Raw genomic sequence first — 7,053 nt, forward strand, 5'->3', positions numbered from 1 at the left:
GGGCGCTGCACGAGGGGGAGAGCGCGATCGACGGAGCCGTCCGCGAAGCCCAGGAAGAGGCCGGCGTGCCCGACGGTGCTGTGCGCGCCCGGTTCACGAGCGTGCTCGACCTCGGGATCTGGTCATACACGACCGTCATCGCCGACGTGCCGGTGCCGTTCGAGCCGGTGATCAGCGACCCCGAGAGCGTCGCCTTGGAATGGGTGCCGGTGGATGAGGTCGACGCCCGCCCTTTGCACCCGGGGTTTGGGGCGTCGTGGCCTGCGCTGCGGGCGCTGCTCGGGACGCGTCCTGCGATCGTGGTGGATGCGGCGAACGTCGTCGGTTCGGTCCCCGACGGCTGGTGGAAGGACCGTGCCGGAGCGGCGGCTCGACTTCGCGGCCGTCTCGAACGCTTGGCTGTTCCCGCCGAGGAGCTGGAGCTCGGGGGAGATGTGTGGTTCCCCGAGGTCTCGCTGGTGGTCGAGGGACAGGCGCGAGGCATCCCCGATGAACCGGGACCCGTCCGCCTGGTACGTGCCGAGGCTGAGGGCGACGACGCGATCGTCGCTGAGATCGAGCGTCGGGTCGCGGGCGAGGAATCCGTCGTCGCCGTCACCAGCGACCGCGGCCTTCGGGAACGGGCCGATCACGCGGGCGCCGCGCACATCAGGTCGGCGGGATGGCTGCTCGAGTTGCTCGACGCGCAGGGCTGACGTCGAGTCCCTGCGTCGCGGTCCGGTCACCGTCGACCCGGAAGCCCGGCGTCAGACGAACATCACCCTTCGAGGGGGCGAATCGGCGTAGTCCCGGCCCAGTGGGCTGTGCCAGGTGACGCTGCCGTCTTTCTCCTGCTGAGCGGTCCACCGATGCGCCTCCGGAATGTCCGGGTGCTTGAGCGTGTGGTGATTCCGACAGAAGTGCGCGAGATTGTCGAGCGCGGTCGTGCCGCCCTTCGCATGATCGTGGTTGTGGTCGATCTCGCAGCGGTGCACCGGCATCCGGCATCCCGGGAACCGGCAGTGTCGGTCGCGCGCGCGGAGGAAACGCCGCATGCCCTCGGTCGGCGTATAGGTGTCGGTCTCCACGACCATGCCGGACGGGTCGAGGAACAGGCGGCTCCAGCCCGTGTTGCGCGCTGCGAGCTCGCGCGCGACGTCGGGGTGCAGCGCTCCGTGCCCGTCGAGCTCCGCCGGGTCGTCGTCAGCGCCGGTGAGGGTGCTGGCTGCGATCGTCACCTGCACGCGGGCCTGGATGCCGTCGAGGCCGTCCCCGTGGGCGGCGCTCGGGTCTGCCGTGAGGAGCAGATCAGCGAAGAGGTCGGCCTGGGTCTGTGCCCACGTACGGGTGTCCGCCGGGAAGCGCACGACGTCGGGGTCGGTCGTGAACGTGCTCTCGTCGATGCCACGGATCACACGGTCATCGAGGAGGTCGAACACCGGATCGTCGAGGGAGATGTCCTCGGGGCTGATGCCCTCACGCCCGTCGTCGAACCACCAGGGCGGAGGAACGACATCGCGGTCATCGCGGGCGCGTACGACCGCTCGTGTCATCTGATTCAGTCGGTCGGCGATGGCGGTGGCGATCCACTCGGGCAGCATGGCGGTGAGCAGCGCGAGCCCGTCGTCGAGCGACTTCACCGTCACGCACCGTTCCTCGGCCGCACGTCGGTGTCTGTCGACGAGCGTCTCGCCGACGAGGGCGGCGACGACCTGTCGAGCGTGCGCCTTGGTGCGCGCTGCGGTGTCCTGCTCGGCGACCACCAGCACCGCCGTCTCGAACAGCTCCATGACTGCCGGATCGATCTTGCGGTTGCGGATGGCCTCGGCCACGATGGCGCTGGCCCTGGCGATCTCGCGAACGTGTCCAGCGCTGACAGTGCCGCGCGAGAACGAAGCGCGGGTCGCGGGGAGATGACCGACCAGGGCCTGGGCGTCTGCGAAGGCGAACTCCATGGACCCCTTCGGCAGGCGGCCGGCAGCCGAGAACTCCGCGACCATCGACCGGTAGATCGCATCGCGGTGGAACGGGCTCGAGGCGACTTCGGCATCGTGGATGGCGATCTGCTCCGTGAGCAGCTCGGCTGCCTCGGCCTCGAGTGCGGCGATGCGGCGACGGGTCGCGACCCAGGCGTCGAGAACTCGACGACGTTCCTCGAGATCGAGGTCGGGTTTCTTATCGTTCGCCATGCACTCAGTTTAGAACAAAGCTTCGAAAGCGAGAAGGTGCGGCCACGATGCATGCCGAGATATCAGCTCGGGAGATCGTCGTTGCGGCCGCGCAACCGATCGATGTCGCGTCGTTCGCGTTTGGTCGGTCGCCCCGCTCCGCGGTCGCGCACGCCCAGTGCTGCCTGAGGCTCTCGTTCGGGCGTCCGGTCGTCGTAGGCGAGAGCGGCGACGGGAGCGCCGACACGCTTGACGAGCAACTGGCGGACGAAGAGGATTCGATCGAACCCGGCGATCCTGATGCGGACCTCGTCGCCCACCCGGATCTGCTGCGCGGCCTTCACCCTGTCTCCGTTCACGCGTACATGCCCCGCGCGGCATGCCGTCGTCGCCGCCGAGCGCGTCTTGTAGACACGGATAGCCCAGAGCCAGCTGTCGATGCGTGCGGCATCCATCAGGAACTCCTCTTCCTCAGTGCCACGAGAGCACCGGCGACGATCAGTCCCTGCCCGATCGTGTAGGTGAGCATCACGGCGGGGCTGCTCCAGGGCGGCAGGGAATCGGGGAGGAAGAGTCGGAAAGCGAGGATCGTGTCGCTCGCGAGGAAGAACGACCCTCCGACGGCGATGACGGGATGGCAGCGCGCGGAGAAGGCGGCGGTCCCCGCGAGCACCAGTCCGTAGAGAGCGACGGCGACGACAAGGCCACCGGTGTGCGGACCGAGCACGGCGATCATGGCGACCCACCAGCCGGCGTACACGAGAGCCCACCAGGGCATGCGCCGGGTCGACAGGTGACGTGCGAAGAGCAGGATGTAGGCCACGTGGGCGATGCCGAAGAACAGCAGCATCAGGGGCAGTTCGGGGCCGCCGGGGAAGAATGTCCCGGCTCCGTCGCCGAGCCAGGAGAAGAACACGGCGGCAAGCAGCAGGATCAGCGCGGAGCGCGGAACGAGGTGTCGCGCAGAGACCACGACCGGGACAGCCAGCAGCGGCATCAGGAGCAGTTTGGTGGGCGCGGCGAGCGGGCTGTCGACCGCCAGCAGGACGACGTGGAGGAGAGACACGACGGTGTAGGGGAGGAACGCGGAGGCGAAGAGCACGCGGCGCCGCTGGAGCTCGTCGTCGTGTCGCGGCACCGACGGGGCCTGCGACCCGTCCCTCATGGCGCTGCTGTTCACGATTCGACGGTGACCTCGACGACGCTGTCGTCGACACCGAGATGCACAGCCGGCCAGTATCCCTCGGGGAAGTGCTCGCCGCAGCCGTCGGTCAGATGGAGAACGACCGTGCCGTCGGCGGCCGCTTCGATGGCCTCGACGGCGAGGTCTGTGCTGGCCTCGTCGAGCTCGAGACTTCCCGGTTCGCCCGCGCTGAACTTCGTGACGACGGCATCCGTGGCGATGCGTCGCACGATGTCGAGTCGCTTCACCGTGTCCCGCAGTCGGGGGAGCAGAGGTTCGACCTCGTCAGGGGCCGAGCCTTCCATCATCAGCTCGAGGTCGGTGCCGTGGACCGAGATCGAGCCGACGAACCAATCGTGTGTCAGCACCGTCCCATCGGTGAGCTCCGAGCGTGCGCGCGTGAACGTGCCGAGCTCGGGATCGTCGATGGTCGGAGTCTCGTTGCTCATGACTTCACGCTAGCGGCTTCTCATCGGTTGCGATCATCCGTCGTCATCGAAGGAGAGTGCCACGAGCGTGCGGCCCGGCTTGAGCTCGGCCCGTTCCATGAAGCCGGCCGCGAGGAATGTTCCGAGAGTGCCGTGGAAGAGGTCGTTGGAGCGCTGCTTCTCACCGCGGGTGTCGACGGGATACCCCTCGATGAGGCGCGCCCCGGATTCTCGGGCGTACTCCACGGCCGCGCGCAAGAGCTCGAGGTTGAGCCCGCTGCCACGGTGCTCTCGGCGCACCACGAAGCACGTCACCGCCCAGACCGACTCGTCTTCGAACGGCTCGGTGCTCGCCGCAGCGATGATGCGCGTGCGAGGAACCCGGGCTTGGCGCGTGCGGGGGCCGATGCGGATCCAACCGGCAGCCTCGCGATCGACGTAGGCGACGATCCCTGGAGGTGGCCCTTCGTCGATCTCGGTGCGGAACATCTCGGTGCGCTGCGGCGTCGTGGTCGCGTTCCAGTCCTTATTGCTCAGCACCGGCCAGATGCACTGGCAACTGGCGCCGTCTCCGCCACCCGTGAGCGCGTGCTGGACATCGTCCCAGCGCGCCATCGTCGCCAGCTCGGTCGTGATCGTCGCCATGACGCGACGCTACGCGGGGCATCCGACACTCGCAACGCCTCGGTTCGCGGAGGGGGTGCGGATACGGCTAAGATAGGGGAGTTGCCTGCGCGAGAGCGCAGAACAACGGGCTGTGGCGCAGCTTGGTAGCGCACTTGACTGGGGGTCAAGGGGTCGCAGGTTCAAATCCTGTCAGCCCGACCATAAAAGCCCCGGAGAACCGCTGAAAAACGCGGAACTCCGGGGCTTTTTCCGTCTCCGGCGCCGTGCGGAGGGCTCCCACCGAGCACTCGGCATGGTGGGAGCCTTCCGTCACGCGCTCGCGACTACGCCGTCGGCGCCCCGATATAGCCGGCGAGGAAGGTGAAGGTGTCCCAGGAAACTCCGGGCACCTTCGAGAGCTCGGGCAGAGGCATGAGATCGGTTGCTCCGAGGCTGCGCAGGGTGTCGACCTGCATGCGGAAGTCGTTGTACTGCTGCTGGCTGGCGAAGTCGGTCTTCCCGCCGTACCTGAGGTGAACCACGGCTCCGGTCGGGACCTTCACGATTGCTTCCATTGCTGTCTCCTGTTGAGGTGTCGTCGGCCCGCTCCCTGCGAGCGGCGCGTCGTCGATGTAGGGATCGGGGTTGAGTGCCACGCCGTTGCGCTGGACTTCGATGTGCAGGTGCGGACCGGTGGACTGGCCGGTGTCACCGACTCTGCCGATGAACTGCCCTCGCGAAACCGGCCCTGTGCCGATGCGTGTGCCCTCGAGCATGTGCGCATAGACGGTGCGATAGCCGTCGGCGTGCTGAATGTGGATGCTCTCGCCGTAGGCGCCTTCGTTCCCGGTGATACCACTGACGACGATCGTTCCATCGGCGACTGCGTGGATCGGCGTCCCCAAACCCGGGGTGTAGTCGATTCCGGCGTGCGCCGGGTACTGTCCGACGAAGCCGCGCGAGCGCCCGGAACGGAACGTGAACGGGTAACCCCAGGTCACGGCAGCGGCCGCTGATTGCGGGCGACCGACCGCGCCCACGCCGGCAGCAGTGACCGCCGCCGTGATCGCAGCGGCCGTCATGAACGTTCTGCGACCTACTCCGGGCAGCACTGATGGGGGTTTCGGTTCGTTGGGGTGCATGTCAATGACAGTAGCGGGCTGTCCCCAGATCACCGTGCCGTGGTCCGATAGACGCTCGGGCGAGGTAGACCGCTGCACGGCACATGCAGATCGTCCGGCCCCCGAAGGCGGGCCGGACGATCTGACGGTCATCGCGTCTGGAAGCGGGACCGTAACAGCAGGGGCGGCGTCACGCCGGCCAGTAGTTCTTCTTGATCGTGACCTCTTCGATCTTCGCGGTGCCGCCGACTGACCGCACATGCGCGTAGAGCCGGACAGGACCGACCAGGGTGTACGGCATCACGTACTGCGCGTGGGTGATCCCGTCACTGGAGACGGTCTTCGGGATCTCGACGGTGGGCTGCACGAACGACTGTGCGACGGCGCCAGCGGAGTTCAGAGCCTCCGCGACCACACGGAGCTGGAGGGCGGAAGCGACGCCGGATGCCCGCAGGTTGACGACGACGTCTCCGGTCTCACGCCGTCCGGCGGCGAGTACCGCGAGATAGAACTCGGTTGCCCCGACGCGCACGGGCATCCAGGAGTTCGCAGGGATGACGGTGTTCCATGCGTAGGTGGTGGACTGATGGGTGGGCACGGGATCCTCCGAGGCGGGGGGTTGACTGGGTGAGTTGTCGATGACGTAGTTCTCGAAGTCGACGGTGTTCCTGAATCCGAGCTGGTTCGGTGAGCCGCCGATCCAGAGTGAGACGTGGACGTGTGCTCCGTAGCCGGTCTCGCTGTCGAAACCGGACGCTCCCGAGTAGGCGATGACCGTTCCCTGCGTCACGCGCGTGCCCACTCGGACTACACTCGAGTCGAGGTGCAGATAACGGATGTAGTTGCCATCGTCCCCGCGGAGCGCCAGGTAGCGGCCCGTCGCCGTGGACGTGGTGTCCTTGCGATCGACGATGAGGCCATTCGTCACGGCCATGACGGGCATGCCCCTCGGCACGGAGTAGTCGGTGCCCGGCTCCGCGGAGTTGCGGTTGCGGTGCCCCTGCCAGGAGTCGGAGATCGGTGCGTAGCCACACGGCCGGATGTACGTCCCGGCTGCAGCCGCTCTTTCTCCGGGGGCCACGACGTTCAGCCCGAACATCGCGGCGCCACCTGCGACTCCGGAGGCGATCAGGGCCGATCTTCGAGAGAGAAGGGGAGGCGCCGGCGGGCTCGACGACTCCACCGTCGGTTCTGAGCCGCACATCAGCGGTCGCCGCCCTCGTTCTTCCCGTCGATCAACTTCTGGATCTGATCCTCGGGGAGGCGCTCGATCGACGCGGACGACAGCCCGATGTCCGGATTCGACGGAGAACCACCGATCGTGCACTGCGCCTCTCCTTGGAAGCCGGAGGTCTGCGCCGGGACGATCACGAGCCACTCCGGGGTCACGCTGCGGTGCTCGATGCGGCTGGCGGCCGAGTCGAACTGCACGTCGCCGGCGAAACCCGATCGCGTCGAGTCGACGCAGATCTCGACCAGCTGGGTGGCGGTGAAGTCCCCGAAGTCTCCGGAGCTGGAGCTGGGGGTCGGAGTGGGGGCAGGCTCCGATGTCGTGCTCGGGCTGACGG

At 67.6% G+C, this 7,053-nt stretch carries 9 protein-coding genes and 1 tRNA gene; 2 read left to right on the top strand and 8 right to left on the bottom strand.

The genetic code is table 11. The features are described 5' to 3' along the window. Positions 1–695 (top strand): NUDIX domain-containing protein (locus AX744_RS20800; RefSeq protein ID WP_061017969.1); only part of this gene is annotated, 695 nt, incomplete at its 5' end. Between the two features lie 51 nt (positions 696–746). Here AX744_RS20800 and AX744_RS15970 read toward each other — a convergent pair. From AX744_RS15970 to AX744_RS15990, 5 genes are all read right to left on the bottom strand, one after another. Next, positions 747–2,168 (bottom strand): HNH endonuclease signature motif containing protein, encoded by a 1,422-nt coding sequence (locus AX744_RS15970; RefSeq protein ID WP_061017971.1) that lies wholly within the window; start codon positions 2,166–2,168, stop codon positions 747–749. Positions 2,169–2,230: 62 nt separating this feature from the next. Further along, positions 2,231–2,602, bottom strand: coding sequence for an RNA-binding S4 domain-containing protein (locus tag AX744_RS15975; protein WP_171011041.1), 372 nt, complete (start codon positions 2,600–2,602; stop codon positions 2,231–2,233). Further along, positions 2,602–3,327, bottom strand: a complete 726-nt coding sequence (locus AX744_RS15980) for a lysoplasmalogenase (protein ID WP_231728836.1) — start codon at positions 3,325–3,327, stop codon at positions 2,602–2,604. The genes AX744_RS15975 and AX744_RS15980 overlap by 1 nt, the downstream gene beginning before the upstream one ends. Beyond that, a complete protein-coding gene (locus tag AX744_RS15985) occupies positions 3,324–3,779 on the bottom strand; it encodes a hypothetical protein (protein WP_058633023.1) in 456 nt (151 codons plus the stop codon). The genes AX744_RS15980 and AX744_RS15985 overlap by 4 nt, the downstream gene beginning before the upstream one ends. Before the next feature lie 33 nt (positions 3,780–3,812). After that, a complete protein-coding gene (locus tag AX744_RS15990) occupies positions 3,813–4,403 on the bottom strand; it encodes a GNAT family N-acetyltransferase (RefSeq protein WP_061017973.1) in 591 nt (196 codons plus the stop codon). Between the two features lie 106 nt (positions 4,404–4,509). Between AX744_RS15990 and AX744_RS15995 the strand changes: the two genes are divergently transcribed. Beyond that, a tRNA-Pro gene (locus AX744_RS15995) sits at positions 4,510–4,586 on the top strand. Positions 4,587–4,708: 122 nt separating this feature from the next. Here AX744_RS15995 and AX744_RS16000 read toward each other — a convergent pair. The 3 genes from AX744_RS16000 to AX744_RS20805 all read right to left on the bottom strand — a co-directional run. Then, a complete protein-coding gene (locus AX744_RS16000) occupies positions 4,709–5,446 on the bottom strand; it encodes a M23 family metallopeptidase (protein WP_061017975.1) in 738 nt (245 codons plus the stop codon). Between the two features lie 229 nt (positions 5,447–5,675). Further along, positions 5,676–6,584, bottom strand: a complete 909-nt coding sequence (locus AX744_RS16005; RefSeq protein ID WP_197429255.1) for a M23 family metallopeptidase — start codon at positions 6,582–6,584, stop codon at positions 5,676–5,678. Between the two features lie 104 nt (positions 6,585–6,688). After that, positions 6,689–7,053, bottom strand: a 365-nt coding sequence (locus AX744_RS20805) for a hypothetical protein (protein WP_061017979.1), incomplete at its 5' end; no start/stop codon positions are given.

The organism is Microbacterium sp. CCH5-D1 (genome assembly GCF_001557335.1).
Classification (GTDB): Bacteria; Actinomycetota; Actinomycetes; order Actinomycetales; family Microbacteriaceae; genus Microbacterium; species Microbacterium oxydans.

Coding starts and splice junctions, on each gene's coding strand:
- AX744_RS16000 (WP_061017975.1), bottom strand. CDS start 5,446: ATGACGGCCGCTGCGATCACGGCGGCGGTCACTGCTGCCGGCGTGGGC.
- AX744_RS16005 (WP_197429255.1), bottom strand. CDS start 6,584: ATGTTCGGGCTGAACGTCGTGGCCCCCGGAGAAAGAGCGGCTGCAGCC.
- AX744_RS15975 (WP_171011041.1), bottom strand. CDS start 2,602: ATGGATGCCGCACGCATCGACAGCTGGCTCTGGGCTATCCGTGTCTAC.
- AX744_RS15990 (WP_061017973.1), bottom strand. CDS start 4,403: ATGGCGACGATCACGACCGAGCTGGCGACGATGGCGCGCTGGGACGAT.
- AX744_RS15985 (WP_058633023.1), bottom strand. CDS start 3,779: ATGAGCAACGAGACTCCGACCATCGACGATCCCGAGCTCGGCACGTTC.
- AX744_RS15970 (WP_061017971.1), bottom strand. CDS start 2,168: ATGGCGAACGATAAGAAACCCGACCTCGATCTCGAGGAACGTCGTCGA.